The sequence below is a fragment of the Luteimonas dalianensis genome, from assembly GCF_049339425.1.
Lineage (GTDB): Bacteria > Pseudomonadota > Gammaproteobacteria > Xanthomonadales > Xanthomonadaceae > Luteimonas > Luteimonas dalianensis.
Map to the genome: position 1 here is coordinate 39,196 of NZ_JBMPPO010000003.1, position 24,849 is coordinate 64,044.

Genomic DNA, 24,849 nt, shown 5'->3' on the forward strand with positions numbered 1-24,849 from the left:
CGAAGCCAGTCAACCTCAAGCCCCGACTCCCCCGCTCGAACCCGACGCTCAAGTCGAAGCTGACGCGGTTGAAATGCCTGTCGAGTCACCGCCCGAACCCAATACTTTCGAAGGGGAAGAGACGTCTGTCGAGGACCCGGCGCAAGCGGCTTGGAAGGCGGCAGAAGGTCGACTGCTGGCTGTCAGTGCCCGACGCGAGGAGTTGGCCGTGCCGCTCCAATCGTTCGCCGACACCATTGATGACTGGCGGCATATCGGGACCATGTATAACGAGGTCGGCGTGCCCGAAGCCCGGTGTTTCGCCAAGGGGGTGTTGCTGGGCATGGAAGGGCTTGTCGCCCACCTAGACGACGACGGAAACCCCGATCTCCACACTCGGACAAACGAAAACGCTCATGAAGTGCGCGTTCTTGCGTTGACCCACCTGAATTTCGCTGGCGTGATCGAGGGGCATCTCGGCCAGGACCGGGATGAACTTGTGCTGGAATGGAATCTCGACTGTCCTGGGAAGCACGGCATTCCGGAGACAGCCCGACTGGAGCAAACTGGAACGGCCTCGTTCTACAAGATCATGAACGAGGGCCGGGTCCTCATGGTCTTGGGGGACATTGAGGCAGGGTTCGCAGACAAGGTCATATCCGCCCTTCAAGCCAACCCCACGGTCAAGACGGTGAGCTTGGGCAGCGGTGGCGGCTTAGTCATGGAAGCCATGCGCGCTGGAGAATACATCCGTCTTCACGGCTACGATACTGTCTTGTGGAGTGGCTGCTTCTCCGCCTGCCCGCTGGTGTTCATGGCTGGAAACAACCGAGAGATCTGGTCGCCCTACCCGGAGTTGGGATTCCACCAGGTAGCCCGAGGCGACGGGTCCGCCGTCGCGCTCGATGACCCGGTCTATGGCGGCATTACCCGATATCTCGTTCGCATGGGCGTGGACCATCGATTGGTGCTGTTGAACATGTGGGATTCCGCGCCGCATGAGATGACCCGGATTGCGGGGCACGACACCGGGTTGTGCGACGCCAAGGTGGCTACCTGGATTCAGCGCCGCTGTCATAACGACTCACATGTGTTCCCGGATGGGCTGTGATTCCGACCTGCTTCCTGGCTCGCCAGCAACGAGCAAGACTGAGACCTTGAGCGTTTTCGACTTTTCGCTTTCCTGGATGGTTACCCATCTGAGGAAAGTCACATGGCAGCAGAATCACACGCCTACGGCCGGGCGGAAAAGTATTTCATCCGCCCCCGGCACCTGTATGCCCTCCACTTCGCCAACGGCCATGTCTACGTCGGACAGACCGTCGACCTGAAGCAGCGCGAGCGCCAGCACCGTTCCCGGCAGGGCGGCTGGCATGGGGACTTCACCCTCCTCCACCTGGAAACCATCCAGGCCACCCAGGCCCAGGCCAGCGACCACGAGGTGGCTTGGCGGGCGATTGCGCACCGCGCGGGGCACGGCGTGTATGCCAAGCCCCCCGGCATCCTCATCCGTCGCCATGGCGCACTGCTGACGCCTGACTCACGCCGCCTCATCCGGGGCCGGCGATGGCCGTTGAAGCGAGCTCGATCGTGGGCGTGGGCGTGGTGGCTGGGCGTGGTCTTGATTGGGCTCGTTGCCTTGATCTCGCTCTAGACGTTGACACCCAGGCTATCCATGAGCATTTTTCGCGCCGAGTCTTCGGCGTCTCGCCATTCCAGTTCCAGCTTGATTGGAATCACTTGCTCGATGGGCTTCGGCATATTGTTTGCCGAGTAGCGCACTTTCAAGCAGCCACGCGGCTTCTCATCCGTGTCCCACGGCAGGGTGAGAAGCAGTGGAATCTCGAACCCTCCAAGCTGATGGCGAAACTCAGCGCAGCTACCCTTCAGACCGCTCGCAACGAGCTCATCGTCGTCGTAGTCGATATAGAACCCGTCCACGTCCCGAACGGGCCGGATGTGTTGAAGGGGGTTATACATTCGTGACATATAGTCTTGAGCGTCAATGGCCAGCGAACGCCCTGCAATCCCGATGCCAAAGGTATGCTCTAACGCAGGAGGCTTAGGCAACGAAAGTCGTGATTGAGAGAAGTATTCCTGATGCTTGCGAACATCCACGAGCTTCATGTTTCCTTCGATCCAAACGTCCACCTGAAATCCGTCTGCAGGCGCCGTGCCGGTGTTTGCCACGGTCAAGGTCACCGGGAGCAAGCCGTCTTGAAATGTCAGGAATGCCCCATGCCGCTCCAAGTCGTTGCGAATCTGCTCCCACCACCGATCGCGTTTGATCTGATACTGCTTGAGATCGACCTCGTGCGTGACCATGATCGAGCCCATGACATGGCCGGTTTCTGGCGGATAACGGTGGTCAATCGCCGCCATGGCGCGGTTCAAAAAGGGTTCCGGCAGGGTGCGATAGCGGACCAGTGAACCTGCCACTTGCTCGATCGCTTCCTCCCCGGCTCTTAGCTCCAGTTCGATTCGTGGCTCGCGACTCGATAGCTCTCTCACCTCCGCTTCAAGCTGGGCAATCTTCTTGTCTCTATCGTCAAGCTCTGGCGGTCGTAGCCAGCTATCTGGGACTTTTTGGGCAGGCAGACCTACCGCACGTGCGGTGATCCGCGGAACCCTGTCTTGCGTGAGGAAGGTCAGCTCACCGCCCAGCAGCTCCCTCACCGCAAGCGCTTGCTCGACGATGCGCCCATCTGGCGTGTCCAGGTCCAGTAGGTCCGGCTTCTTGCGCTTCACGTCCAGCGGGGGCGCCAAGCGAAACACGACGCGAGGGTTATCGTTTCGCTCCACCACCTCGTCGGCGTCGTCGTCGATCAAACGGTCGATTTTCGTCAGCGTCGCCCTCGACCGTCGGGCCGCCCGGCTGTTGCCTTTGGATTTGTGACTCTCTAGCTCTGCCAAGACAGGATGAAGAACGATCAGCTCAATGCGTGCGGCATCCGTCAGTTCCGCCCATGGCAGCTCTGCGGCTGCTTTGGCATGGAGGAAGAAGTTGGTATCGGGGACATATCTCTGGACCATGCCCCATCTTGTCCATTGCCCAGCCGGACGGCAACGCTGGGGACGGGCCGTGGACCGCTTGAAGCCCTGACCCGCCTCCGTCTACACTGACAGCTCGGCGCCCGCCCGAGCTCTGAGCGACTCAAACCCGGCTGCTCCACCCATTGCTATTCCTTCTTCTTCATGGCCTGCGGCCCGGAAGGCAGTAAGCGCTCAGTTGCCTTTCGGTGATTGGAGCAGTCCCATGAAAGCCCCCGTCCTCAAGCGCGTCGCCCACTGGGCGAAGCATGACCTTGCGTCGAAGAATCAGCCGTTGGGAAGCAGCCAGGTTCACGAGATCTTGGCCGCCCTCTTCGGCTTCCAATCCAATGCGGCTTTCAGCCAGAGTGCGGTCCTCAATGCAGGTAGCCCGGCAGCCGCCATGGTCGTCCACACCCAGCCCGAGCTCGCCTTGGAGCGATGCCGCTCCTTGGGTGCCGATCTCGATGGTCCGCTGGTCGTGCGCCGGATTCGCCATATCCTCGACCAAGCCAGCACGGCCGACTTGATGTTCCCCAGTGGGCGGGAGACCCGCGCCGTCCACGCCTTCGTACGGCGGTGCGTGCTCGCCAACCCGCGCATGGCAGGGCTTGTCGACGCCGTGGAGTCAGGGGCAGCGGTTTCAGCCTGGGCTGCCAACTCCGGCCCCGTCAGGGTGGAATACGCCGCGGTGGACTTCCACGCCGACGGCTGCCGTATCGAAGCGTCTGGAGAGTATGTGGATGCCCAAGGCACGGAGGGGAGCTTCAATCTGGAAGCTCGCTTCCGTGCCCGCGACTCCGTCAACTACGAGTTGGGCGACGTAGCGCTTGAGTTCCGCCCCGGCGAGTTCGACGAACTCATCATCGATCACTTCACCGGGTTTGGAGACGAGTAGCTGAGACGCCCGGGGGCGCCAAACGGCGCTCCCGGGCCCCTCGTTGGCGCTACAGCGATGCCTTGTGCTCCAGCCGCCGCGGCCGGGTGGATTGACCTTGCCGGGCGCGCAGCTTCGCGGCGAATTGCTGCGCCTGGCTTTCGAACCAGGCCGTGTCATTCCCGGTCAACGCGTGGGCCTGGTCCTTCAACCCCGCCTCCAGGGCGTTGCCCTTCAACCGGTCCATGCCAAACCGCTCCGCCAGTCGCTCGGCCTCTTCTTCGGTCGCATACAGGCGGTAGTTGCCACCGGTCAGGCGGGTGAACGCCACGAGCGTGCTCTGGTTGTCCATCATCGAAAGGTTGGCGAGGTGAAACACCTCCTTCTTCCCCTGTCCCTGTGCTTTGTGGACGGTGCTGGCGTAATCGTGGGCCAGCTGGCTGTGCTCGTTGGAGTTGAAGGTCAGCACCCGGCCATCGTGCTTGGGGTTGTCCGACTGGACGCGCACCTTCAGATCCACCCCGCCCTCGGCATTGGGTCGGTTGGCCAGCACCACGGCGCGCGTGCCATTGACCACGCCCAGCTCTTTGATGCGGGACGTGAAGCGAACCCGGTCGCCGTTGCTCAGCGGGAGATCCTGCGCCCTGCCATTCTCCTTGGCCTGGATGATGGACTCACGGGGCGAAATGAGCCCCCGGGTCTTCAGGCCGTCGCGGATGGCCAGGTTCAATGCCGACACCTCGTGCCGTGCGTGGGCCAGCACCAGCTTGTCGTTGACCGGCGCTGCGTGCTCCAAGTAGTCGTGAACGAGGCCCTCCATGGCCTGGTTCTTGGTGGTGAACTCGTCGATCGCCCCAGCCCGGTCCAAGGCGCCCAGCACGGCCCGGCCATGCTCAAGCATCTGCGACTGGGAGCGTGGGGTGGCGCTGGACAAGTCCATGACCTGACCCTGCTCGTCGCGGGGGTAATACAGGCCCGCGGTCTCGCGATCCTCCACTCGGGCTTGTCGACGAATCTCGGTGAGCTTGGCCGAGCCCACGGCGGCCCGCGCCAGCGACATCCCCGACCCCGCCCCAATGGGTTGGAGTTGTTGGGTGTCTCCTTGGACGATGACCTTGCACCCCGCCAGGTGCGCGTGAGCCAGGATGCGCCGCGTCTGGTTGGTGTCGAGCATGCCCGCCTCGTCGACCACGATCACGTCTTGGCGGGTGAGCTTGTCCTTCTCCCGGTCCAGACGGGACAGGAACAATGCCACCGACTGACAGGGCATGCCGGACTCTTGCTCAAGCTTCTCGGCCGCGGCGTTGGACACGCACACGCCCCGCATGGTCCGGCCCTGAGCCTGGAAAGCAGCCGAGTAGCAGTCGGACACGGTGGTCTTGCCCGTGCCCGCCAGGCCCTGGAGCACGCCCACGCCTCCGGTTCCCATGGTCAGGTGCTCCACGGCCTTGCGTTGCTCATCGGAAAGCTGGAAACCCTTGCGCTGCTCGTAGTCGTGGATGGCCTGCTCGACCCTGTCCGCATCCACCTTTTGATGATCCTCGCCGACCCGAGACGCCACGCGGTGGACCACCTCGCGCTCCCAGTCGACCATCCAGGACGCGGCATAGCGGTCTTCGGTGTGACGCCGGGAGAGGCTGCGGCCCTGATCGTCGGCATGAAGTCTCTCGGCTTCCACTCGCACCAGTCCCTGCTCATGCTTGAAGGCCTCGACTTTGGCCAGGAGCTCGTCGAACCGGAGTTGCCCTGCGTATTCGTTGCCCAGGACGTCAATCAGGTGATGGTCGGAAAAGTAGGCTTCGGAGGCGTGGAGTTTTTCCAGCACGTCGGCTGTCGTGCCGGGCTCCATCAGCTTCTCATCGGCATCCTTGAGCTGCTCAATGCTGGGCAGGTCTCCCATGTCGTCGATGGTCTGCTTCCACATAGCGACCAGCTCGGCGTAGGCCGGTTCATCCTTGTGCCGTCGCGTGGCCAAGCACGCGGTCTGTGCGTCCACGTCGTGCTCGGCCTGGTAGGCAAGGATCGCCTGGCGTCGTGATGAGAAGCGATCACAAATCTCGTCGGACAGTCCTGCCAGCTTCCATTCCACCTGCCCCGTGTCCTTGCCCTCCTCGTTGAGCACCCGAGTCGTCTCGATGGCGTATCCCAACTCGCGCATGTTCGCCGCCAGTTCGTTCTTGTAGACGGCATCGGCGCTCATGCGATGGCGATACAACTCCCGCGCGTCAAATGTGCCCCACTGGCCGTCCTCGCCCTTTGCTACGCCATAAACCAGCGTATGCACGTGCAAGTTTGGCTCAAGATCCCGGTTGGCCATGTGGTCGTGTTGGGAATAGATGAGCCCGGCGGTGGCAATCACGTCCCGCCCGGCAGCCCCCCGACGCGTCTCTACCTTGCTCTCCAGGTAGCCCATGCCCACGTCCACAGCCCTTCGATGCGCCGCCAGGATGGCATCGCGCTCGGCGCCTTCGGCCAAGGCAAAGGCGATGGAGAATGGCTTCGGCGCCGAAAACGTGAAATCGAACCCCACTCGGTGTCCGCCTTCGAGCACCACTATGGGACTTCCGTCTTTGTCCAACCGGGGCTTGCCAGCCCGGTCCAGCTTGACCTTCTCCGTGGGAAGGGCGCCGGCGTTCTTGCACAACGGCGTGCCATCGGGCGCGAAGCCTGCGGCCAGCGCCAGCATGTCTTCTTTGGTGACGGCTTGGCCAGCAAGGTTGAGCTGAGGGTCGGCGGCCAGCTTGCCGCCCCAGCGCATGGTGTCCTGGCGCTCACCTTCCTTGTCGAAGTAATACTCGGTGGCCAACAGGTAATCGACCACGTTCTCGCCATTGGCGTTGTTCCCGCGGGCGTTGAGTCTTGAAACTGAAATCATGGATGGGCCTCGGTTCGCCGTTGTCGAAGCGGCGGTATCGACCCATTCCAGTGTTGATCGGAATGGATTTGAGGCAAGCCCACGATGCGTTCGCCATGGCTCATCCATGCGACGGCGTTGTTTATTTGTAGGAAGTTCTTCACCGCGCTAGGGTTTTCGCTCGCAATACGAACAGGGAGCCTTATGCATCACGGATACACCCACGGCACGCATCCATGCGGCGGGTGCCACGCCAAGGGGAAGAGCACGACCTACCACGAGGAGCGGTGGCGGCTGGAGCACTGGCCGGCCTACTGGGGCGCCAGTGAGCCCGACACGCTGGTGCTGGGATTCTCGATGGGAGCCCGGCAAGTGGCAGCCGCCAGATCGAAAGAGTTCGAGCAAGTCGCGTTCGACACGCATCGCCACAAGCTGGAGCGAATCCTCAACACGCTGGGCATTCGTCGGCATGGACAGTCCATCGACGCGACGATGACCCAGTGGAACCGAAGCCTGGGGTATTCGTCGCTGGCGCGCTGTAGCCTGGGCCTGCGGGGGCCGGGTGAGCGGGACTACAAAACCAGCGGGGCCATCATGAAGGTCGCGCCGTCTGATCCTTGGGCCAGCGAGGTCCTGAAGCGCTGCGCATCCACCTACCTGACCTCCCTCCCCGACTCGGTGAAGCGAGTGGTGTTGTTGGGGTCTTCCGATGCCTACGTGGCCGGCGTGCGCGTCTTGCTTCGTCAGGTCTTCGAGGACTTCTCGGACGTCAATCCAGTGTCCTTCCGCGCCAACGGTTGCACGTGGGTGTTTGCGGTCCACCCCAGCCGCCTGAACCGAGTGGATGCCTGGATCGATGAACCCTCGACGGGCGTGGCAGGCCGAAAGCGTGTCTGGGCCCAGGCAGCGATCGCCCGGTCTTACGAGCAGGAAGACATGCGCCCCAGCCGCATTGGCACCAAACGCGTATTCAAGCGAGCCGATGAGCTGGCGCGGGTGGCGGCAGGTCGCGGCTAGCGGGCCGGGCCTTGGCCGTCGAGGTTGGCCATTTCCGCTTGAAGCTCCTCGTGGCTCATTCCCAGCACCTGACGCGTCTGATCTTTCTGCGCCTGGGTGGGAGACGGTGCCGGAGACGCCGCCGAACCGCCGGCGGGGCCCTTGGTCCATGCCGCTGGGTCAAGACCGTCCCGCACCTCGGGATACGACTTGCCAGGGAAATCCAGCAGCAGGGGGTCGTCGCCCATCTGTACGATGGCGCGGATGCCCCACCCTTCAGGCCCCATGCGCCGGTGCTTGCGATAGCCCAGGCGATCGGTGAGCTCGCTTCCTGAAATGAGCGGGCGGCTGTCTTCATGAAGCGTGGACTTGTCGTCGTGGGTGCGCCAGGCCACCTTGTGCCGACCCATCTGCTGGGCCAGGTTGTCGCGGGTCTCGCCCATCTGAACTTTGCAGATGATGTGCATCCCGACCATGGACGTCAGTGATTGCGCTTCGTCGGGCCCGTAGACCTTGCGCACCTGCGCCAGATCCTGGACGGCCGCCACGACCACCACGCCCTTGCTCCTGCCCTTGTCGATGAGCGGGGCCAATTGGATGTGCCCCAATGACGTCAGCTCGTCGAGCACAAACCCGAGGAAGCGCCCTTGTTCATTGTCGGTCAGCTGGGAGGAAATGATGGAGGGCACCGCCACGTTGAGCATGGCTGCGATGTAGGCTCGGGTGAGCTGAGCGTCGGGGCCGGACTGGACGATGACTTGCTTGCGCCCGGTGTAGTCGTCGCCAATCCACTCGGTGATAGCGAAACGCCGCTTGCCCACTTTCGGCCAGGCCAGGGCCAGGTCGTCGATGACGCGGGTATAGCCGGCCAAGGTGGCCAGAAGCGAGGCAGTGGTCTGGCTTTCGGTGTTTTCAATGAGGGGCGAGGCCTTGGCGTAGTGCTCCCGAATCATCGGCAGCATGTCTGTGGCGCCTTGGGTCACGGCATGCGCCAGGTGGGGAAAGCCCCAGTCCGTGCCTCGAGTGTTCTGCAAGGCTCGCAGCGCGCCGGTGACCAGCTGCTGGGCGCCTACCGACCAGAACTTTCCGTTGCCCTCCACGTCGGGAATGAGGCTGGCGGCGAAGGCCGCGGCCTGCGAGGGGGTTCGAATGTCTGCGGCGATGTCCCACACATACGAGCGCGCATCGAAGGGAGAGACGATGATGGGGCGCTTGAACTTCGAGGTCATGTCCCCTTTCACGTCGTAGAGGAACAGCTTGTCGTTCCTGGCGATGATTTGCTCAATGAACTGCAAGAGGATCACGGTCTTGCCGGCGCCCACGGACCCGTAGATCCAGGCATGACGACTCCACTGGCGCTTGGACAGCACGAGGTCGGGATGGAGTGCCAGGTGATACGGATCATCCTGCCTTTCCTTGACCGGCACGCTCCGACGTCGAGCTTCTTCGATGGCCTCCTTGCCCTCCAGCAGCCGCGGGCCCTTCGTGTGCCATTCGTTCTTGACGGGCACGAGCCCGCGCTTCAACACCCACCCCGCCGCCAGTAGCGACAGGCCGCAGACGATGGCGATGCGTGGCAGCGTCTGGTCATGGGTGGCGGCAATGGTGAAGAACTCCCGGGCGGGCTCGCGAAAGGAAATGCCCGCGGTCATGACGTGAAACAGTCCCAGCGCGCCGCCTTTCAGTGCCATCGGAAAGCGCACCAGTTGCCCCCCTGGGATTGACCAGGCCAGGGCAAGAAGCGTCGGATAGGTCAGCGCAAAGGTGCCGCAAGCGGCCAGCAGCGCCCGGTCCCAGTAACGCACGGGTCGGCTGGGCGGGATGGTGGCGGGCACCGGCCCGAAGGCGTCATAGACTTTGCTCATGGACGCGCTCCTGGCGGCGGGCTCTTGACGGGCCGGTCAGATCCGCCGGAGTGCGTCCCAGATTGTCCACCCGCTGAGGGTCCGCCCCGTTGGCCATGAGCACGAGGCACACCTGAGCGTGGGCGTGCGCGGCGGCGATGTGGAGCGGCGTATGCCCGTCCTGGTTGGCTTCCTCCACCCACGCTTGAGCTTCCAGCAGGGGGCGCAGCATCGCCAGGTTTCCGATGCGCGCGGCATCATGGAGCACCGTATTGCCGCGGTAGTCGACGGCGTTGATGTTCGCCCCAATGGCCAAGGCGTCTGCCACCGCCTCGGGACGATTGGTCTCCACTGCATCTCGAAGCAGCCGGTCGGCGGTGACCACGTTGGCCAGCCGCTCCGCCCCGAGCTGACATCGATGGGCCTCGTCGGCGTCCTCGCACAAGTAGCGCAGGGTGTCGGCGCGGTCCTCCGGGTCCAGCTGGCGAAAGACCTCGGCCAGGGCCGTCGTCCCCTGCCCCTGTGCTTGGACCAGGCTCTCGCCCATCCGCTCGGGGGTGAACGGCTTGAGGGCAGAAAACTCGTACCGCAGCCCATCGTGCTCCAGTTCGAAGCGGACGTAAGGAAGTCCGCGCTCGTCAGGGTGGATGCGCCATTGGAAGCGATCCGTGCCGTCGTTGCCTTCCACCGGCATACGCGACAGGTCAGCCGCACGCCGAAGCAGTGTGGCCTCGTGGAGCTGCGGAATTGCATCGCCCGCCTCCGCGTAGAAGCGCTCGCACACGTCGGTCAGGTCGTGTAGACGGTAGGGGCGCAAGACCTGCGCAAGGTGATCGATGGCTTGAGTTCGAGTGTCCATCCCATTCTTCTAATGGACGCGTGCAAATGCGCAAGTCACGGACAGCGCATTGGCTCGGGCGTCCCAGCCAGGGATTGGCTCTCGACCCACGCCCTGAGGATGGAAAAGGTGGCGGTGGACAAGGTGCATCGGTGGCGTGCGCCGTAGAATCGCAACGCGTCATAGGTGGCCGCCTCAACCCGGCCAATGAGGTTGACGGAGCGCACGGGGGCCCCTCGCTCCACCGGGACAAAGGCTTTTCGATCGCCCGCCCGTGTCCACTCACGCAGGATGCAATGGAGCACGGTCGACATCGTCAGCCCCTGCTCCAGGGCGAAGGCCTCCACTGCGTCATGGGTCTTGTCGTCGACCTTGGTGATGAGGCGGTGCGAGCGCACCGGGGCCACGCGTTTTTCGCGGTTGTAGGCCATGGGGTCACCGCGCCTTCTTCGAGTTGACCTGGGCCAGCGACTGGCTCTGGTTGCCCGGCGCACACGACGCAACCTGGCGGGCAAGCTGGGCGTCGGGGCCGTCAATCCACAACAGCGCATCGGTCAGCCCCACCTGCTCCAGCGCAGCCATGGCTTGGGGGCTGACGGCCGGGCAGCCGTGGCTTCGTCCAGCCCTGCCATTGCCGACATACGAAGCTGGATGCATCACCACCGCCCGAGCCCTGGCCTTGTCGTTAAACCCAGGCGTGAGGCCATCCAGACGGCGGGAGCCTCCGTGCTTGCCTGTGTAGGCTTCGGCTACGCGATACAGCCCCAGGCTCGTCATGTTCGAGTTGGGGGTGTTGGAGAAGCGCTGCGCCTTGCCAGTGGCTTGCGGATCGGAGCCCGCGCCATGCGACACATAGTCATGCAGCACCAGCCGGGGCTTCTTCATGTCGGTTAGATCGAAGGCCCACAACCGCTTTTCCGTGGAAGGCATTCCCATGTCCACGACCAACAACCGGTCGACCAGTTGGCCGTCGCCGAGAGCACACTCAGCGGCCTGAAGCGCACGGGTGGCCACGCTCGCGTCCAGTGAAGGCGCAAGCTCGAGCAGGTCCTGGACAATGGAAGGGGTTGCCTGCCACGCCACGGCGCTTTGCCATGGCCCTACGGGAGCGGGGTTCGTGTGAGCTTGTGCTTGAACTGATGCGATGACGAGGGCGAGCATCGCGGCTCGAATCATTGGCTTCATGGGGTTCTCCTGGATGGCGGGTAATGGGTCAGGCGATACGCGATGCCTATACATCCAGGTAAGCAGAAGAACGAAGTAAGCCAAGCCCACTGAACGCAAAAAACCCCGCCGGAGCGGGGTTGTCTGTTCTTGCTTCTGGACTACATGCCTTGGCGTTGCGTGCGACGCTGACGCAGGTCTCCCATGGCGTCGTCCGTCAATCCCAACGGTGCTGCCGACTGGCTTTCCGATTGGGATCGCTGGTCTTCTCCACCCTGAGCTTGACCCGTGCGACGCTCGGACAGCGGCCGGTTCATCAGTGCGTCCAGCCGCTCCAGATGCTGCTGCGTGGGTTGCTCCTGCTGGGCGTTGCCCTCCCCGTCTTGGGCTTGCGCTTTCTCACTGGGGAGCTTGGCGATGCCCTGGCGCTCGGCCATCGACTTTCCCAGTTCCGCCTGCTGCTCGCGGATGCGCTCCTGGGCCTGTTCGATGGCTTCGGGCTCTGCCCGCTCGGCCGCCTCCTTCAACGCCTCGCGCCCTTCCTTCACCGCCTTGTCGTGGGCGCCCTTCTCGGCGTCCCATGCGCGCCGGCCGGCGATGTTGAAGGCCATGGGTCGTTCGTTCTCGGCCAGCCAGTCGTCCCGGTTGGTCCGAGCCTGAGTCAACGCTTTCTCAGCGTCATTGAACGCTAGCCCGCGCCCGTCGGCGTCGCGTTGCAGACTCTCAATCGACTGTTCCTGGGTCTGAGCACGTCGATCCGCGTCGACCCATCGCTGGGCGTCTGGGTCCAGCTTTGCCTTCGCCTCCATGTCCTCCCTGAACTTCTGATCCGCTTCAGCCAGGCGGGCTTTCTCGTTCAGATCAGGGGCTGCGTCGCCTGCCTCACGACTGGCCGCCTCCGTTGCCTCGAATGTGCGGATCTCGTCATCGGAGCCTCGCTTGCCATGACGCAGCTCGTAGAGTGCCTGAGTGTCCTCAAGCGCCCGGTTGGCCTCCCTATCCGAGACCGTCTCGGCCGCGCCGGCAGGACCACCCGGACTGGGCGCCACGCTCGCAGCAGCGGCTTTATGACGGGGGTCGGTCTTGTTCTCTGTCGCCATTGTGGTTCTCCAGTGGGGATGAATCCAAGGTCCCACAAAGGCGAAAACAGGCAAGGGCTGTAACCAAGGGGGCCGGATGACCGGCCCCTCGCACTATCGCCTTCTTATGCGCTGACTTCCTCAAGCTCCTGCTCAGGCTCCTTCTTTCGAAGCGCCTTGGCGCCCACCCGGTTGAGTTCCACCAGGTCCACGCGAGGCGCGCCGGCGCGGTGGAGGGAAACGATGGCGTGGCCTTGGGTTGCCAGCAGCATCGAGTATTCCTCTTCCTTGAACACCGGCTGGACTTCGCGCGTGCCGCCCTGCGGCACCTCGATGAAGTCGTTGACGTAGTCGTCGTCAATGCGATGGACGGTCCGCGAACTCCAACCCGCCCCTGCATTCTGGAAACCGCGCTTGAACACCGCCAGCCGGAAAGCACCGCCTCGCTCCATGCGCTTGAAGATCGCCCGGTCAGGGTGGTGGACGTCGTTGCTCACGCCCCACGCCAGCTTCCTCACCGCCGCGTCCATGTCCAGGCCCACCGTGTGCTGCTTGAAGGTGACCATCGGCGCCGTTCCCAGACGCTCCATCATGTATTTGACGGTCTGCGGCGACGCGTTCTGGCACACCTGATTGCGGAAGGTGTTGAGGAACATCTTGGCCTGGACTTCCGAACCGAACTTGGCCTCGATGCTTTCGTAGCCTTGTGAGGCCATGACCGCCGGCATTCCGAGAGACCGGGCAATGGGCAGGAAGTTTCTTTCGTCATCCCCCACGACCAGTTGCGCCTCGTCGATCATGAGAAGCACCGGCACCTCGCCCTCGGCCTTCCAGTCGCGACCGGCGCGCTTGCCAATGCCAGAGTAGATGCGTTGCTTGGCGAATGCCGACACCACCTCCCCTGCCCGACCGTGGATGATCGATGGAATGTTCAGGGCGGCACGAGCACCCCACAACACCTGCCCCAGGTCCACACCCACTTCCAGCTTCTTCCAGTGAATACCGTCTTCGTTGACCAGCTTCGGCCCGCGGGTGAACGGCACCAGACGCTGACGCACGTTCATCAGGAAGCTGGAACGGGCGTCCGCGTGGATCTTCGGCCAGGTCTTGAGCAGGAAGTTCAGCGAATCGTCGAGCTGAAGTCCGCGTCCGATCTCTGGGTGGATGGTGGCTGGATGGTGGGCCGCGCGCTCTGCCTGAGCGGCATAGCCCAGCATGTCGGCGGCCTGGAGGAGCTCTTCGCTGGGGAGCGTCAGGCCGTTGACCTCACGGACCTGCTCCACAAGGTCAACCATCCGTTGCAGCGTCTCGATGTTCCACAACCATTCGCGCTCCTGGTTGGACTTGGCCACCCAGCTGCGATGATTCTCCTCGGCAACTGCAAGATTGGCCTCTGCCTGGGTGGTGTCCTCGCCGAGTTTGGCCAAGCGCACCCGCTCGAGAATCAGGCGATCGATTTCCAGCTCCAGCAGCCGACCCGCATGGCGTGCATACACGCCATAGTTCCTCTCGTGGTCCTTGAGCGCCTCATGAACCGTCGTGATGTGGTCAATGAGGTCGTTGGCTCCGTCCACCCAGATGCGACTCTTCTCGTCGGTGTTGTTTCCGCCAAGGGCCTTGAGTGCCATGCTCACGTCCTGGGCAGACAGGCCATACAAGGGAGCAAAGCTCATGCCCGGCTCAATCATGATGTCGATGTAGCCAGCCAAGTCGTTCCCTAGGTCCCCTTTGCCGTCCAGCACGAGGGTCCCGCCGCACTCCTGGTCGACCCACTGCTTGAACAACGGTCGCAGCGCGCTTTCCGTCTTGCCCTGGCCGGTGAACCCGTAGATGAAGGTATGCATGCTCAGATCCATCAGAGACAGGACCATCTTGCTGCCCTTGTCTGGCGCAAACGCATACTGCTTGCGGGTCTGCCAGCCCAATGCGGTGCCGATCTCAAACAGCGGTGAGGTGTCCTCCACCGCCCGGGCGGCTTGCTTCTGGCGGGTCTCAATGTGGGCATAGCTCAGCGCACCCGATGTGGCAATGTTGACCAATTGCTCGTGCGCCTTGAGCTTCGTGGCGCGTGCCACGCGGTTGCCCTGGATGTAATACATCGGATACAGGCAGGCCACGGCGAAGTAGAACGCCGGCTGCAAGAATCCGGGAAGCAGCGAGACGGAGAGCCCCCACGCCGCGCCCAGCACCACACCCCACTTCAAGATTTCCTTGAACTTGGCCATGGCGCCACCGAACACGCTGCTTCGATCGTCGAACAGTGAGAACGCCAACGCCGCGAGGAACGCCAGGACCATTCCAATGAGGACAGATCCGAACATGCCGCCCATCTCAAGCGCCATCGCACCCGCTCCTCCAGTGGCCCCCACTGCCTGGTTCAGACCCATGCCCGACGCCATCAAGATAGGTGCAAGCACGGTGATGCCGAAGGCCTTGGCTGCGTCCCACACGCCTTCGCCCTGGGCAATGGTGACGAGGAAGGGCACGAGCAACAGCAGCGCTGACCAGCCCCAAATGTTTTCCGTCCCTCCGAATACGAAGGAAAGGGCCGCGATGATGGGCAGCGCCCCATACATGAGGATGGTGGCCTCGCTGTCCTCACCCTTGGCCCGATCCTCAGGAAGCACGTAGCCTTCGATGGCCCGGCCGTGGCGGGTGGTCATGTAGCGGGGTGTCTTGTCCCGGAGATCCTCCGCCACGTCGTGCCACCAGTCTTCGAAGTTGCCCATGTCCAGCCCATCGGGCACCACCCATTCGCCTTCTTCATTGCGAACGGCCCCGAGTGCCTGAACCTCGGCCACGTCGTCGTCGCTCACGTTCGCCAGCAGGCGCTTGGGGTGCGCAATGCGATCGGGGGCGTCGGTGCGGGCGGTGATGAGCTCGAACATCGCCCACGCCTTATCGAAGGCGGCTGAGCTGGCCTGATCCTGCTTTTCCGCCAAGCGCTGGCGCAGCTGATGCCACTTCTCCTTGGCGGATTCGGTCCAGCCCAGCGCGTTGGCTTGGATATCGGTTGCGTTAGATTCGGTGTTCATTGCTGGGCCTCCGATGGGTTGATGAGTCGATCGCAGTGCGCGTAGACAGCCTGGCTCACTTCCGTGTTAGAGGCCTGGTTGAACATGTTTGCGAACAGGGTTTGACAGCGATCCATGGGCCAGTCTTCAGCAACGTCAGCTATTTCCTTCTCTAGCTTCTTGAGGAGCTCCTCCCGCTCCTTATTGGCCTTCTGTGTCTCCGCTTCTTTTTTGCGTGCCTCGGCCTTGGCCTTGCGTTCCTCGGGCGTGGAGTCATCGAACCACCCCACCACCGTGTCCGTGGTCCAGTGGTAGGCGTCCTTGACCTGGTCGACGCCTTCCACCATCAGGCCTTTGCCACCCACCATTGCGAAACACAAGACGATGCCGACCATGGCTACGGTCAGCGCAGTCTGGGCTCCGGCGAAGTTGCGAAACTGAGCGACAAAGATTCCTTCCCGCTGCCACTCCTGGAGCGCGTCGGGCTCGACAGGCAGGGTTCGGTCGGACGTGAGACGGTAATACTGCTGACGCTGCTCACTGGTCAGCACATCCAGGCCGCGCGACTCGGGGCGCCCCAGGAATATGTTGCCCATGAGGATGGAGAACTTCGAACCGAACCGCAGGGAGCTTCCGTCGTTGTATTGGAGGAACAGCAGACCGAGCATTCGCCGTGGCAGCGCTTTGATTTTTTGAAGGAGCTTTTTGACGAACGTCATGGGGCCTCCGAGGAGTGATATGGGGTATCACTCCAATCAACCAGGGAATCAAAAACGGTCAAGGGAAAGGCCATGCTGATCAGTCAGTCCAGGCCCATTTCCTTCGCCCATTCGTCCATTTTTTGCATCTGCGCTTCATGCAATCGCTGCTGGTCGATGGCGGGAGTAGTTGCGGGAACCGGGGCCCGCTTCGGGGACGCGGGTGTCGCCGGACGAGCCGGCGCCCGAGGCGCGGCGGCGGGCTTGGCTTCGCGCGCAGGGGTTGGCTCGGGTGCGGGTTCAGTCACCACCTCGGGCGCTTCAACCACGTCCTCGGCTACCTGTGCCGGCGTCACAGGCTGCGCCACCTCCACCTCGGGCGTTTCAACGACCGGGGCAGGCGGTGTCTCTTCGACGGGCGACTGGGCGTCCTCCTCCGGCTCTTGAATGACAGGGCCGGGGACCGCGTATGGGGCCGACTCCACGACGGCCGCGGGCTGCCTCGCATCGTCTTCAGAATCCCCAGCGGCTTGGAAAAAGTAGACGACAGCGCCCGCGATGATCGCCGCCACTGCCAGGCCTGCGCCCACCTTCCACCCCACGCGCGAGCGCACTTGCGCCATGACTGGCCTATCCATGTCCGCCGCTTCTGGGGTGCTAAGCGATCCTGCCTGGGCCGAACCTTGAGATCGGGGGACGGGTGGCGGTTCCGGAACAATGACGACTACATGGTCCAGCTCGTTCGCATCCTGGGCGGCCGTGTGGGTTGTCGGGTCCTCCACCACATGGCCCGGCTCGGCCATGTCCGCGGGTTTGATTTCAGGTCGTTCGGTCGACTCTTCATCAGCCGGCTCGACTGCCACTAGGGCCTCGCTCACCTGCTCGCCTGCCAAGCCTTCCATGAGCGCCGCCGATGCTTCGTCGACCTCCGGCGCGGGACCCACTACCACCGCTTCCTTCTCCGTCGTTGGAGCGCTGGACACCCCAACTACCTCCGCGCTCGTGCCTTCCATCGGGTCCGAGTCAGTGCCGGCGTCCACCCGGTCCGGCAGGGGTTGGATGACCGGGACGGGCGCAGGTTGTTCCGGAGATGGGGCGGCAGTGGCCGCCTCGGCAGGATCCGATTGGGACTCGGGGGAGTCGTCCACCGTCGTCTTTTGCTCCTTCGCCTGTTGGACCAGAGCCAGACGCTGGGCGGCCGCTTCTTTGGCCTGTCGGGTTCTTTCGGCCGCCTTCTCGGCCAACGCTCGCGCACCCTTGCCCACCCACTGACCCGCACTCTTCAGCGCCTCTTGAGTTTCCTCGGACACCAGCCGCTCTTCGCTGGCAGCTGGGGCAGGCGTGGCTGTGCCGGCTTGCTGTCGGGCGAGTCGTTCTTTCTGGCGTTGTCGAATGAGCTTGGGATCCATGGGGCCTCCTGGTAGCAAAAGAGGGGCCGACCCGAAGGCCGGCCCGGGTGGGTCAGCGAACGTCGGGGATGGGGCTGATGACGATGCGGTGGGACCCGGACCCGCACGCGTCGATGACGGTGTGGCGCTCCAGCGCGCCGCGGCGGTTGAGCTCGGCCAGAGGCACGGCGCAGGCGGTGGTGCCCTCGAAACGGATGGTCAGTTCGTTCTTGGCGCGGGTGGTCAGGCCCGCCAGGCGATCGAGCATGGCCTGGGTGTCAGTGCCCATCGCCTGCATCCGCGAGGCCTCGTAATCGATGACCAGCGACTGGAGCTTCGGCCCGCTCTTGCCCTCTTCATCGGTGGCGTCTTCGGTGTGGACTTCTGCCTTCATGCCGGCAGCTTTCGCCGCCGCTTCGACCTCGCGGGCTTCCTTCAGCTGGGCTTGCCAGGAGGCGAATCCACCCACGGCCGCACCGATGGCGCAACCGCGCAGGGCGGACTTCTTGTCTCCAGTGAACAGCCCGGCGATGGCGCCCGTGGCGCAGCCGATGCCACCTGCCCTGAACAGCCGACGACGGTCGGTGCGCTTGGCGGGAGCCTGGGCTTCTTCGGCGGTGGTGGGCTCGGCCTGTGGTGCCGGCGAGTTCACTGACGCGTGGGCGTGGGATGACGCCGCCAGGGTCAGACAGGTGATGAGGAGGGAGTGCTTGATGTTCATGGGTTGGTTTCCTTGTGTGGGGAGGGAGGGGTGAATCAGCCGATGGTCGGCAAGGGGCTCCACGGCGCGGGCGCCGAGGAGGTCGGGGACGGGGGGTCTTGGTTTAGTGATTGCTGAAGCGCGACGAGGAAACTGCGGATGAGTTGTTCATTCCGACGTGCGCTCTCGGCCAGCTCGGCTCGCACCGCGTCCTGGTGCTGCCGGTGGTCGTCCGCCAAGCTCGCGCGGGCCTGGGTCAACTCGTGGAGCAATCGGGCGCCCCACGTCTCCAGCGCATCCACCTGGACGCTCACGGCCTGGAGGTAGTGCTGGCGATCGAGCTTCTCGATGACGGCCTGCCGGATGAACGGCGCCATGCCCACGCCGGACTGCGCCATGGCCGCAAGCAAGGCCTGGTAGTCGCGCTGCTCGAGCCGGGTTTCGACACGCTCCATTGGATTTCCTCAAAAGTGGCTTAATCCACAACTAGAGGAAAATCCAAAACAGGCAAGCCGGTGCCGTAAACCCCTTATGGAATGCGGGATATGGTCGAATTAATGGCTCCGGACGCCGGGGCCAACGCCGGCGCCGAGAAAAGGGCAGAAAGCCAGCAACGGCGCGGGATTGAGGCATTACGCACACGCATGCACCCCGGCAATCGGGAAATCACTTTAGTGCGTAATGTGTATGCCCACCCCCGTGCTCTTTCTCCAGGTCACCGCTCTACCCAGGACCGGGGAAAGCTGGACGGGGGTTGCAGCGCTCCAGGCTCCCGCTCATCGCTCCACCCACGCGCTCGCCCTACGCCACAGCCCACGCTCTCGCCTTGCCCATCTGACGCGCTCTGGTATTCCTGAAGCACACGAAGACTTACCCCTCCACACCCCACTCCCCAATCTCCGACGCACCCGATCCCTTGCCCCCATGTTCATTGCCCCGCCCCAGCTCCTTCACCGAACAACCGCCCACCCACGCCCTCGCCCATCGACTGCTAGGGGGCGATTGGAAAAACTCGGGTCGCTGTCTAGGGGTCGTCCAGTGCTGAGGCTGGTCACCGTTCGCCAGGATCTTCATTCGACTTTTTCCAAGCTCCTGACACCCCATCACGCCTCATCTCATCCGGGATCTCTTTCCGTTTTAGTCAAACCGTATGGAGGGCATGATGAGTAATGACCCGACGCAATCGCCTAGCACCGCAACTCGTGTCGCCCAGGCAATCGTCGACGCCAACGCCGCTTTGTCCAGCGCAACCCCGAGCAAGTCTCGACGCAAGACCGTGGCCCACCTCAACCCAGATCACTGCATCTATTGCCGCACGGCGATCGACACAAAGGCCCGCCGTTCGCACGTCGTTGACCTGCTCGTGCCCCACGCACACGGAGGCAAGACGAACCGCGAGAACCTGGTCCTGGCCTGCCCCAACTGCTCGGCCTCCAAGCAGTCCCATGACCTGCTGTCGTGGCCCAGGCTCAACGAATTTCCCCACGCCGCCGATCTGAAGGCGCTGCGACTGAAGGCGCTTGAGCACGCCGACAACCACCTAACCACGCTCCGAGCCGGCGTAGAAATGGATCGTCTTGTGGCCACGCTTCGGCAGCGCTGGGCAATGCCTCGGGTGCGCGTGTATGCCCTCCATGGTGCCGACACCTCCTACCTTGGCTGGGTCGTGAACCGCGGCGCTCCGGTGGACTATGGCCTCGTCCGACTTCTCGCCTCGTCGGCTCATGAGGCCGTCCTGGAGTGCGAATCCCCGGCCACGGTTTACTCGCTTCCGACCTCGCGCCTCCTTGACCTGGTGTGGCAGCTCATCGACGCCAATGCGCTGGTGTCGCCCTTGCGCATGGATGGCCCCAGCCTCGAACCGGTGGCCGCTGACCCGTCAGACTGGCAGCACTTCTGGCCCGTCTACTTCGACAACCTGGCAGACCTGAGGCGTCGTCGCCCACGTGGTGGCGGACTCATTCCGGCTCCCGGAAAGCCACGCGAGCTGTCAGAAGATCCCCAGGCCGTGGCATGGCGCACTCGAAAGCAGATCGAGGCGGCTCCTGCGCGCCTTGTCGGCGCAAGGCGCGAACTGGAGGAGGCCAAGGCCAGGCTCAATCGGTTCGACGAGGAGCGAGCTCGGCATCCTCGGACGGTCTCGCTGGATGACTATCAGCCCCTATTGAGGGACGTCGTCGACAAGGGCGAGGCCTACTTCAACCTGCGCGAGCGGACGAAGGTGCTGATGGGCCCGCGGTGGGGCCACGCTTGCTCGACCCGAATCCTGCCGGAGACCTTCGCGCTGCCTGGGCCGCACACTCGGCGAGGCTGAGCCCCTTCGTCAGGCGGTGGCGGACTCAGGCCTGCCCTTCTTGTCCTCGGCCTTGCGCTTACGCCAGTGTTCCTTCATCGCTGCACTCAGGCACTCGCGGTTCTTACTGCCCCATAAGGTGCCGATGTTCTGGTTGCGTCCGCCGACGTAGGTTTCAAAGTGGTAGGCCAGCGATGGCGGAAGGTGCCGCTCGCATACCTCGGCCACGGTCTGGCCCGGCGCCACCTCCATCATCACGTAGCGACCCATCAGCCAGCGACGCTCACGCTTCACGCCGATCTCCAGGGCCGGGTTCGCCCCCTCGTCCAGGAGGATCTGAACCATCTCATCGAAGGCGCGGGCCAGGGTGGGGTTGGCGCGATGGACGGAATAGGCTTTGGCCGCCACGTGAAGCGCGGTCAGCTCCAGTGCGCCCATGGTCTCATCCAGCGGATTGGGCACGGTCTTCGACGGGCTGCGCCGCTTGGCCTCGCGGTGCTTGGCCATCAGGCGCTCAACTTCGGCGCGAAGCACGGCCGGGTCGGTGGTTTGGATGGCGGCAATCAGGGAGGCAGCGGACATATCAGTAGTCCTCCCGGTTCATGCGACGCAGGCGGTCCTTTCGAGCGCGCTCGGCCAGTCGTTCCTGACGGCGATTCTTCTCGTATGCGCGAACCACGGCCGGAGCGACGGAGTTCATTCCCAGCAGCTGGCCGTAGTAGGCATGAACAGCCTGGGGGTCGGCCTTGGGCTGGCGGCGGATGGACTCACGCCGGGCGGGGTTATCGAAGTCAAACAGGGGACTATTCATGGCAACGGCTCTGTGGGGGATATAGGGATTCGAGATAACCAATGGTTTACCTCTTAACCCCATGCAATACGAACCGAATGCGTTGTCAATAGGTGTTTTCTGACTAAAGCACAAATACTTTTGACTTAATACTTTATTGAGTTATCACCAAGCTTCCCAACTGGCCTTGAGCCCCATGCCTGACTGCCATCGATCGAACTCCACCGTGCCGCCTTCCGCGCACGCACCGGCCACCTGGCCCACGTCCCACTGCCGCCCAGCAATGACCGAGCGTTGTTTGATGTTTACCTGCGTCATGGACGGAATCAGCGCCACCACCAGGTCCTGACAGGCCCAGTCGGGCACGCCATGGAACCGAAGGCGGAAGCTCTGATAGTTGGTCGGAACGCCTTCCAGATCGATCGGACCCCACGGGCTGTGGGCGTTGCCATCTCGGATAAGTTGCGTAGGAATCAGGCCCTGGGCGTGAGCAGCGCTGGCGGTCAGCCCGTGGTATGACTGCGCCAGACCCCACCCGCGCTCCACGTTGGAAATGAGCTGTCGGGTGTGGGCGACCGTCTCATGGACCCCGCCCTTATTGGTGGCCGCGTTGTAGAGCAGCAGGGCGGCCAGGCAGCCCACCACGACCACGCCCGCGACCAGCATTGCCTCCACGAGGAGGAAGCCAGAAACGCGGGAATGGAAACGTTGGAAGGACATGGTCGGGCGGTGGGTAGGGAGGTCCTACCCAACCTAGACGCGTTCATGGGCGCGTCAACCCGGAGCCATTACTGCGGCTGCTTGGGCCAGCAGTGCTCGGGCAAGGTGCCGTCTACGTTCAAGTAGCAATCGGTCGGGCTGACCTGGAACTCGCTGGCCTTCTGGCTCATTTCGACCTGGGCCTTGTAATTCTCGGCCTGAGTGGTCGCCGTGCCGAACGAACTCCAGATGCCACCGGAAATGGCGGTGGCCGCAGCCAGGCCCAGCATGATCTCGGTGAGGGTGTATCCGGCTTGCTTGTTTCGCTTGTTCATGGGGTTTCTTCCTGATGGGGGTTATGGGATGGGAGGCGTTGAATTGGTTTACCTCTTAACCCCATTCAAGACGACAGGAAGCATTTGTCAAGCGTTCTGACTTTATATTTTTGATCTTTCTTTATCTGTTCATGGTTTGTTTGACGAAAAGGTTTACCCCACTTGCGGCTTTGCTATTTTCCGCAATGCTGGAGCAATGACCTCTCCACGCGTCCCTCGACATCACCCCCTGGCCTTGGCCCTTCACTCGCACGTGGGAGGGTTTGGCTTGATGGAGGCCTTGCTTGCCGCGGGCATCAGCATGGCTGCGGTGGCTGTCCTGTTCGGCTTCTACGTTCACGGCCAGGCCAAGGCAGACGTGCGAAACGAGACCACGAACATCCAGGACATGGCCTCTGCCATCGACGGCACCTGGGGCCTGCTTGGATCATTCGAAGGCGTCAGTGGCCGGCGAGTGTTCGATGACGGGCTGGCTCCCGCTTCGCTCACGCATTCTCCTGCGGGCCTGACCCATACCTGGGGAGGCAAGGTGGAAGTTCGCCCCACCCGTGTGGTCCGAGGCAACGATGCCTTTGCCATCGACTACATCCAGCTGCCGGCCAAGGCCTGCGTGCCTCTGCTGGCCAACCTTGCTCCCCACGCGTGGGATCTTCAGGTGAACCGGGTGTCGGTGTTGCGCGACACGGGCGGGCAGTTCGACGTGGGCCAGGCGGGCCAGTTGTGCGTCGAAGGTTCCACGGTGTCCTTCGTCTTCCATTCCGGCTTGAGCTCCGGCGATGCGGTGGCCGCACCACCGTTGACGCTCCCCACGCCATCGACCCCACCGATGCTTCCCCCGCCCGGCTCGCCACCCGTGCTGACCATCCCACCCAATCCGGGTGTCCCGGACGTGAGCCCAGGGGTGCCGGCCACGCCCGGCTGCGGTTCCGCCCCGCCCGTCCCTCATTGTGCCAACCCTGGTGGGTCCTGGGCGATGGTGCTGCATCCCGCGCCCGCGTGCTGGCAGCTCGTGGGCTCCTGCCCTCCCCCAGCCACGACTCCGCCAGTCCTGATTCCCGTGCCTCCACCGTCGACCCCGCCATTGCCGCCTTCTCCACCCCCTGGGCCCATGTGCTCGCCTCCACCGTCCGTCGACGAAGACCAGATGCTCACGTGTGGCGCAGGCCGCTACGGCCACGTCCTAGAGCGGCGAGTTGGCACGTATTCGTGCCCGGAAGCCTGGGACCATCCGGTGTTCGAGTGGTCGGCTTGGGGCCCGGCGGGCAACACCTGCCAACTCTGCCCGGCTCCATCCATACAAGCCGACACGCGCTGGTTGCCGGCGTCGGCCTTGTGCCCCGCGGGCGCTTATGGTCGGCGAGACTGGCAACGGGAGGAGCGGCGCCAACGCACGGTCTCCTACAGCTGTCCCTCCCCGTCGTGGGTGCTTCCCCCACCTGCCCTAGGCTCTTGGTCCATGTGGTCCGACACGGGGGCGACGCGCGACCATTCGGGGACGTGCGCTCCATGCCCCCCGCCAACCACGCAGTCGCAACTGGTCTGGCAAGACCGATCGCAAGCGTGCCCGGGTGGCCAATTGGGATCCCACACCTGGCAGCAGCAACGCCATCAATCCCGCACGGTGTCCTACGCATGCCCGGCAGGCACGACGAGCTTGCCGCCCCCCAGCTATACACCTTGGACAAACGGCAGCTGGGCAACCGCCCGCCGCAACGAGGTCAACACCTGCTCGCCCACGTCGTGCGGTCAGTGGGAGAACGTTCTGTATTCGCTGGCCCCCAACTGGGGGAACCTCGATGGGGAGTCTGTCTCTTACAACGACGGCATGGGCGGGGGATGCTTCGCGGAATGGGGCGGTCGATCCGGCAACACGGATCAAAGTGCCTTCAACGCATGCCGCAACTCCATCCCGGCGCGCCCCCTGGCCGCAGGGGCCTATTACGAGCTGACCGAATACACCAACTACGGCGGCGGGATGGAGAACCGCTTCGGCTACGCGGCGCCCTCCGTGTGCCCGGCCGCGCCGTCCTACACCGTGGACAGCCAGAACTGCGGCCAGGATTCGTTGTGCGCCCCACCCGGCGTGTGGCCGAGCACGTGGGAGGACCGGGCCCAAGCCGCGTGCGCGGGAGCCCCTGCGGGCAGCCAGCCCGGCACCATCAGCTGGTGCGAGCAGCCCTACACCCAGTGCGACGTCAATGTGACCTGCACGGGCAGCTAGTGGTGGCCGCAGGCAGCCCCAAGACCTGGGGCTGCCGATGAGGTCAGGGA

General features: G+C 63.6%; 23 protein-coding genes and 1 pseudogene. 7 read left to right on the forward strand and 17 right to left on the reverse strand.

Annotated elements, in window-relative coordinates:
- Window positions 1-73: 73 nt before the first annotated feature.
- Window positions 74-1,090 carry a COG3904 family protein gene (locus tag ACOZ90_RS04590; protein ID WP_422892465.1) on the forward strand — a complete coding sequence of 339 codons (1,017 nt, stop codon included), beginning with the start codon at window positions 74-76 and terminating at the stop codon, window positions 1,088-1,090.
- A 102-nt stretch (window positions 1,091-1,192) separates the two neighbouring features.
- The gene (locus ACOZ90_RS04595) at window positions 1,193-1,633 is read left to right on the forward strand and encodes a GIY-YIG nuclease family protein (protein WP_422892466.1); all 441 of its coding nucleotides are present in this window, start codon (window positions 1,193-1,195) and stop codon (window positions 1,631-1,633) included.
- Here ACOZ90_RS04595 and ACOZ90_RS04600 read toward each other — a convergent pair.
- Window positions 1,630-3,012, reverse strand: a complete 1,383-nt coding sequence (locus ACOZ90_RS04600; RefSeq protein ID WP_422892467.1) for a PIN domain-containing protein — start codon at window positions 3,010-3,012, stop codon at window positions 1,630-1,632. The two genes, ACOZ90_RS04595 and ACOZ90_RS04600, sit on opposite strands and share 4 nt — an antisense overlap.
- A gap of 223 nt (window positions 3,013-3,235) precedes the next feature.
- Between ACOZ90_RS04600 and ACOZ90_RS04605 the strand changes: the two genes are divergently transcribed.
- Window positions 3,236-3,907, forward strand: coding sequence for a hypothetical protein (locus ACOZ90_RS04605; protein WP_422892468.1), 672 nt, complete (start codon window positions 3,236-3,238; stop codon window positions 3,905-3,907).
- A 49-nt stretch (window positions 3,908-3,956) separates the two neighbouring features.
- Here the strand turns inward: ACOZ90_RS04605 and mobF are convergent, their stop codons facing one another.
- Window positions 3,957-6,761 (reverse strand): MobF family relaxase, encoded by a 2,805-nt coding sequence (gene mobF, locus ACOZ90_RS04610; RefSeq protein ID WP_422892469.1) that lies wholly within the window; start codon window positions 6,759-6,761, stop codon window positions 3,957-3,959.
- A gap of 84 nt (window positions 6,762-6,845) precedes the next feature.
- Between mobF and ACOZ90_RS04615 the strand changes: the two genes are divergently transcribed.
- Window positions 6,846-7,757 carry a hypothetical protein gene (locus tag ACOZ90_RS04615; RefSeq protein ID WP_422892470.1) on the forward strand — a complete coding sequence of 304 codons (912 nt, stop codon included), beginning with the start codon at window positions 6,846-6,848 and terminating at the stop codon, window positions 7,755-7,757.
- On the opposite strand, the gene ACOZ90_RS04620 is transcribed toward ACOZ90_RS04615, so the two are convergent.
- The 10 genes from ACOZ90_RS04620 to ACOZ90_RS04665 form a co-directional block, all read right to left on the reverse strand.
- Window positions 7,754-9,601 (reverse strand): type IV secretion system DNA-binding domain-containing protein, encoded by a 1,848-nt coding sequence (locus tag ACOZ90_RS04620; RefSeq protein WP_422892471.1) that lies wholly within the window; start codon window positions 9,599-9,601, stop codon window positions 7,754-7,756. The genes ACOZ90_RS04615 and ACOZ90_RS04620 overlap by 4 nt on opposite strands.
- Window positions 9,585-10,439, reverse strand: a complete 855-nt coding sequence (locus ACOZ90_RS04625) for an ankyrin repeat domain-containing protein (protein ID WP_422892472.1) — start codon at window positions 10,437-10,439, stop codon at window positions 9,585-9,587. The genes ACOZ90_RS04620 and ACOZ90_RS04625 overlap by 17 nt, the downstream gene beginning before the upstream one ends.
- A 35-nt stretch (window positions 10,440-10,474) precedes the next feature.
- Window positions 10,475-10,849, reverse strand: a complete 375-nt coding sequence (locus ACOZ90_RS04630; protein WP_422892473.1) for a hypothetical protein — start codon at window positions 10,847-10,849, stop codon at window positions 10,475-10,477.
- Window positions 10,850-10,853: 4 nt separating this feature from the next.
- Window positions 10,854-11,603, reverse strand: a complete 750-nt coding sequence (locus ACOZ90_RS04635; RefSeq protein WP_422892474.1) for a murein L,D-transpeptidase catalytic domain family protein — start codon at window positions 11,601-11,603, stop codon at window positions 10,854-10,856.
- 140 nt (window positions 11,604-11,743) lie between these two features.
- The gene (locus tag ACOZ90_RS04640; protein WP_422892475.1) at window positions 11,744-12,682 is read right to left on the reverse strand and encodes a hypothetical protein; all 939 of its coding nucleotides are present in this window, start codon (window positions 12,680-12,682) and stop codon (window positions 11,744-11,746) included.
- A gap of 104 nt (window positions 12,683-12,786) precedes the next feature.
- Window positions 12,787-15,696: a TraM recognition domain-containing protein gene (locus tag ACOZ90_RS04645; RefSeq protein ID WP_422892476.1), complete on the reverse strand. Its 2,910-nt coding sequence runs from the start codon at window positions 15,694-15,696 to the stop codon at window positions 12,787-12,789.
- Complete coding sequence (locus ACOZ90_RS04650; RefSeq protein WP_422892477.1) at window positions 15,693-16,394, reverse strand: hypothetical protein; 702 nt, start codon at window positions 16,392-16,394, stop codon at window positions 15,693-15,695. Before ACOZ90_RS04650 ends, ACOZ90_RS04645 begins: the two co-directional genes overlap by 4 nt.
- Window positions 16,395-16,477: 83 nt before the next feature.
- Window positions 16,478-17,782, reverse strand: a complete 1,305-nt coding sequence (locus ACOZ90_RS04655) for a hypothetical protein (protein ID WP_422892478.1) — start codon at window positions 17,780-17,782, stop codon at window positions 16,478-16,480.
- A gap of 52 nt (window positions 17,783-17,834) precedes the next feature.
- A complete protein-coding gene (locus tag ACOZ90_RS04660; protein WP_422892479.1) occupies window positions 17,835-18,482 on the reverse strand; it encodes a hypothetical protein in 648 nt (215 codons plus the stop codon).
- A gap of 35 nt (window positions 18,483-18,517) precedes the next feature.
- Complete coding sequence (locus tag ACOZ90_RS04665; RefSeq protein ID WP_422892480.1) at window positions 18,518-18,916, reverse strand: hypothetical protein; 399 nt, start codon at window positions 18,914-18,916, stop codon at window positions 18,518-18,520.
- Window positions 18,917-19,623: 707 nt separating this feature from the next.
- Between ACOZ90_RS04665 and ACOZ90_RS04670 the strand changes: the two genes are divergently transcribed.
- On the forward strand, window positions 19,624-20,775 hold the full coding sequence (locus ACOZ90_RS04670; protein WP_422892481.1) for an HNH endonuclease: 1,152 nt from the start codon (window positions 19,624-19,626) through the stop codon (window positions 20,773-20,775).
- A 9-nt stretch (window positions 20,776-20,784) separates the two neighbouring features.
- On the opposite strand, the gene ACOZ90_RS04675 is transcribed toward ACOZ90_RS04670, so the two are convergent.
- The 4 genes from ACOZ90_RS04675 to ACOZ90_RS04690 all read right to left on the reverse strand — a co-directional run bounded on the left by ACOZ90_RS04675 (window position 20,785) and on the right by ACOZ90_RS04690 (window position 22,578).
- The gene (locus ACOZ90_RS04675) at window positions 20,785-21,336 is read right to left on the reverse strand and encodes a hypothetical protein (RefSeq protein WP_422892482.1); all 552 of its coding nucleotides are present in this window, start codon (window positions 21,334-21,336) and stop codon (window positions 20,785-20,787) included.
- A gap of 1 nt (window position 21,337) precedes the next feature.
- Complete coding sequence (locus ACOZ90_RS04680) at window positions 21,338-21,565, reverse strand: hypothetical protein (protein WP_422892483.1); 228 nt, start codon at window positions 21,563-21,565, stop codon at window positions 21,338-21,340.
- Window positions 21,566-21,709: 144 nt separating this feature from the next.
- A complete protein-coding gene (locus ACOZ90_RS04685; RefSeq protein ID WP_422892484.1) occupies window positions 21,710-22,264 on the reverse strand; it encodes a type 4 pilus major pilin in 555 nt (184 codons plus the stop codon).
- A gap of 68 nt (window positions 22,265-22,332) precedes the next feature.
- Complete coding sequence (locus tag ACOZ90_RS04690; protein ID WP_422892485.1) at window positions 22,333-22,578, reverse strand: PulJ/GspJ family protein; 246 nt, start codon at window positions 22,576-22,578, stop codon at window positions 22,333-22,335.
- Between the two features lie 388 nt (window positions 22,579-22,966).
- On the opposite strand from ACOZ90_RS04690, the pseudogene ACOZ90_RS04695 reads away from it, so the two are divergent.
- Window positions 22,967-23,269: pseudogene (locus ACOZ90_RS04695) on the forward strand (type 4 pilus major pilin); the annotation flags it as partial.
- Here the strand turns inward: ACOZ90_RS04695 and ACOZ90_RS04700 are convergent.
- Window positions 23,230-23,442, reverse strand: a complete 213-nt coding sequence (locus ACOZ90_RS04700; RefSeq protein WP_422892872.1) for a hypothetical protein — start codon at window positions 23,440-23,442, stop codon at window positions 23,230-23,232. The pseudogene ACOZ90_RS04695 and the gene ACOZ90_RS04700 overlap by 40 nt on opposite strands.
- A 712-nt stretch (window positions 23,443-24,154) precedes the next feature.
- Between ACOZ90_RS04700 and ACOZ90_RS04705 the strand changes: the two genes are divergently transcribed.
- On the forward strand, window positions 24,155-24,799 hold the full coding sequence (locus ACOZ90_RS04705) for a hypothetical protein (protein ID WP_422892873.1): 645 nt from the start codon (window positions 24,155-24,157) through the stop codon (window positions 24,797-24,799).
- The last annotated feature ends 50 nt before the right edge of the window (window positions 24,800-24,849 follow it).

Excerpts from the sequence above, each read along its gene's own strand:
- ACOZ90_RS04590 (WP_422892465.1), top strand. The coding sequence starts at position 74 with ATGCCTGTCGAGTCACCGCCCGAACCCAATACTTTCGAAGGGGAAGAG.
- ACOZ90_RS04595 (WP_422892466.1), top strand. The coding sequence starts at position 1,193 with ATGGCAGCAGAATCACACGCCTACGGCCGGGCGGAAAAGTATTTCATC.
- ACOZ90_RS04600 (WP_422892467.1), bottom strand. The coding sequence starts at position 3,012 with ATGGTCCAGAGATATGTCCCCGATACCAACTTCTTCCTCCATGCCAAA.
- ACOZ90_RS04605 (WP_422892468.1), top strand. The coding sequence starts at position 3,236 with ATGAAAGCCCCCGTCCTCAAGCGCGTCGCCCACTGGGCGAAGCATGAC.
- mobF (WP_422892469.1), bottom strand. The coding sequence starts at position 6,761 with ATGATTTCAGTTTCAAGACTCAACGCCCGCGGGAACAACGCCAATGGC.
- ACOZ90_RS04615 (WP_422892470.1), top strand. The coding sequence starts at position 6,846 with ATGCGTTCGCCATGGCTCATCCATGCGACGGCGTTGTTTATTTGTAGG.
- ACOZ90_RS04620 (WP_422892471.1), bottom strand. The coding sequence starts at position 9,601 with ATGAGCAAAGTCTATGACGCCTTCGGGCCGGTGCCCGCCACCATCCCG.
- ACOZ90_RS04625 (WP_422892472.1), bottom strand. The coding sequence starts at position 10,439 with ATGGACACTCGAACTCAAGCCATCGATCACCTTGCGCAGGTCTTGCGC.
- ACOZ90_RS04630 (WP_422892473.1), bottom strand. The coding sequence starts at position 10,849 with ATGGCCTACAACCGCGAAAAACGCGTGGCCCCGGTGCGCTCGCACCGC.
- ACOZ90_RS04635 (WP_422892474.1), bottom strand. The coding sequence starts at position 11,603 with ATGAAGCCAATGATTCGAGCCGCGATGCTCGCCCTCGTCATCGCATCA.
- ACOZ90_RS04640 (WP_422892475.1), bottom strand. The coding sequence starts at position 12,682 with ATGGCGACAGAGAACAAGACCGACCCCCGTCATAAAGCCGCTGCTGCG.
- ACOZ90_RS04645 (WP_422892476.1), bottom strand. The coding sequence starts at position 15,696 with ATGAACACCGAATCTAACGCAACCGATATCCAAGCCAACGCGCTGGGC.
- ACOZ90_RS04650 (WP_422892477.1), bottom strand. The coding sequence starts at position 16,394 with ATGACGTTCGTCAAAAAGCTCCTTCAAAAAATCAAAGCGCTGCCACGG.
- ACOZ90_RS04655 (WP_422892478.1), bottom strand. The coding sequence starts at position 17,782 with ATGGATCCCAAGCTCATTCGACAACGCCAGAAAGAACGACTCGCCCGA.
- ACOZ90_RS04660 (WP_422892479.1), bottom strand. The coding sequence starts at position 18,482 with ATGAACATCAAGCACTCCCTCCTCATCACCTGTCTGACCCTGGCGGCG.
- ACOZ90_RS04665 (WP_422892480.1), bottom strand. The coding sequence starts at position 18,916 with ATGGAGCGTGTCGAAACCCGGCTCGAGCAGCGCGACTACCAGGCCTTG.
- ACOZ90_RS04670 (WP_422892481.1), top strand. The coding sequence starts at position 19,624 with ATGAGTAATGACCCGACGCAATCGCCTAGCACCGCAACTCGTGTCGCC.
- ACOZ90_RS04675 (WP_422892482.1), bottom strand. The coding sequence starts at position 21,336 with ATGTCCGCTGCCTCCCTGATTGCCGCCATCCAAACCACCGACCCGGCC.
- ACOZ90_RS04680 (WP_422892483.1), bottom strand. The coding sequence starts at position 21,565 with ATGAATAGTCCCCTGTTTGACTTCGATAACCCCGCCCGGCGTGAGTCC.
- ACOZ90_RS04685 (WP_422892484.1), bottom strand. The coding sequence starts at position 22,264 with ATGTCCTTCCAACGTTTCCATTCCCGCGTTTCTGGCTTCCTCCTCGTG.
- ACOZ90_RS04690 (WP_422892485.1), bottom strand. The coding sequence starts at position 22,578 with ATGAACAAGCGAAACAAGCAAGCCGGATACACCCTCACCGAGATCATG.
- ACOZ90_RS04700 (WP_422892872.1), bottom strand. The coding sequence starts at position 23,442 with ATGGTCAGCACGGGTGGCGAGCCGGGCGGGGGAAGCATCGGTGGGGTC.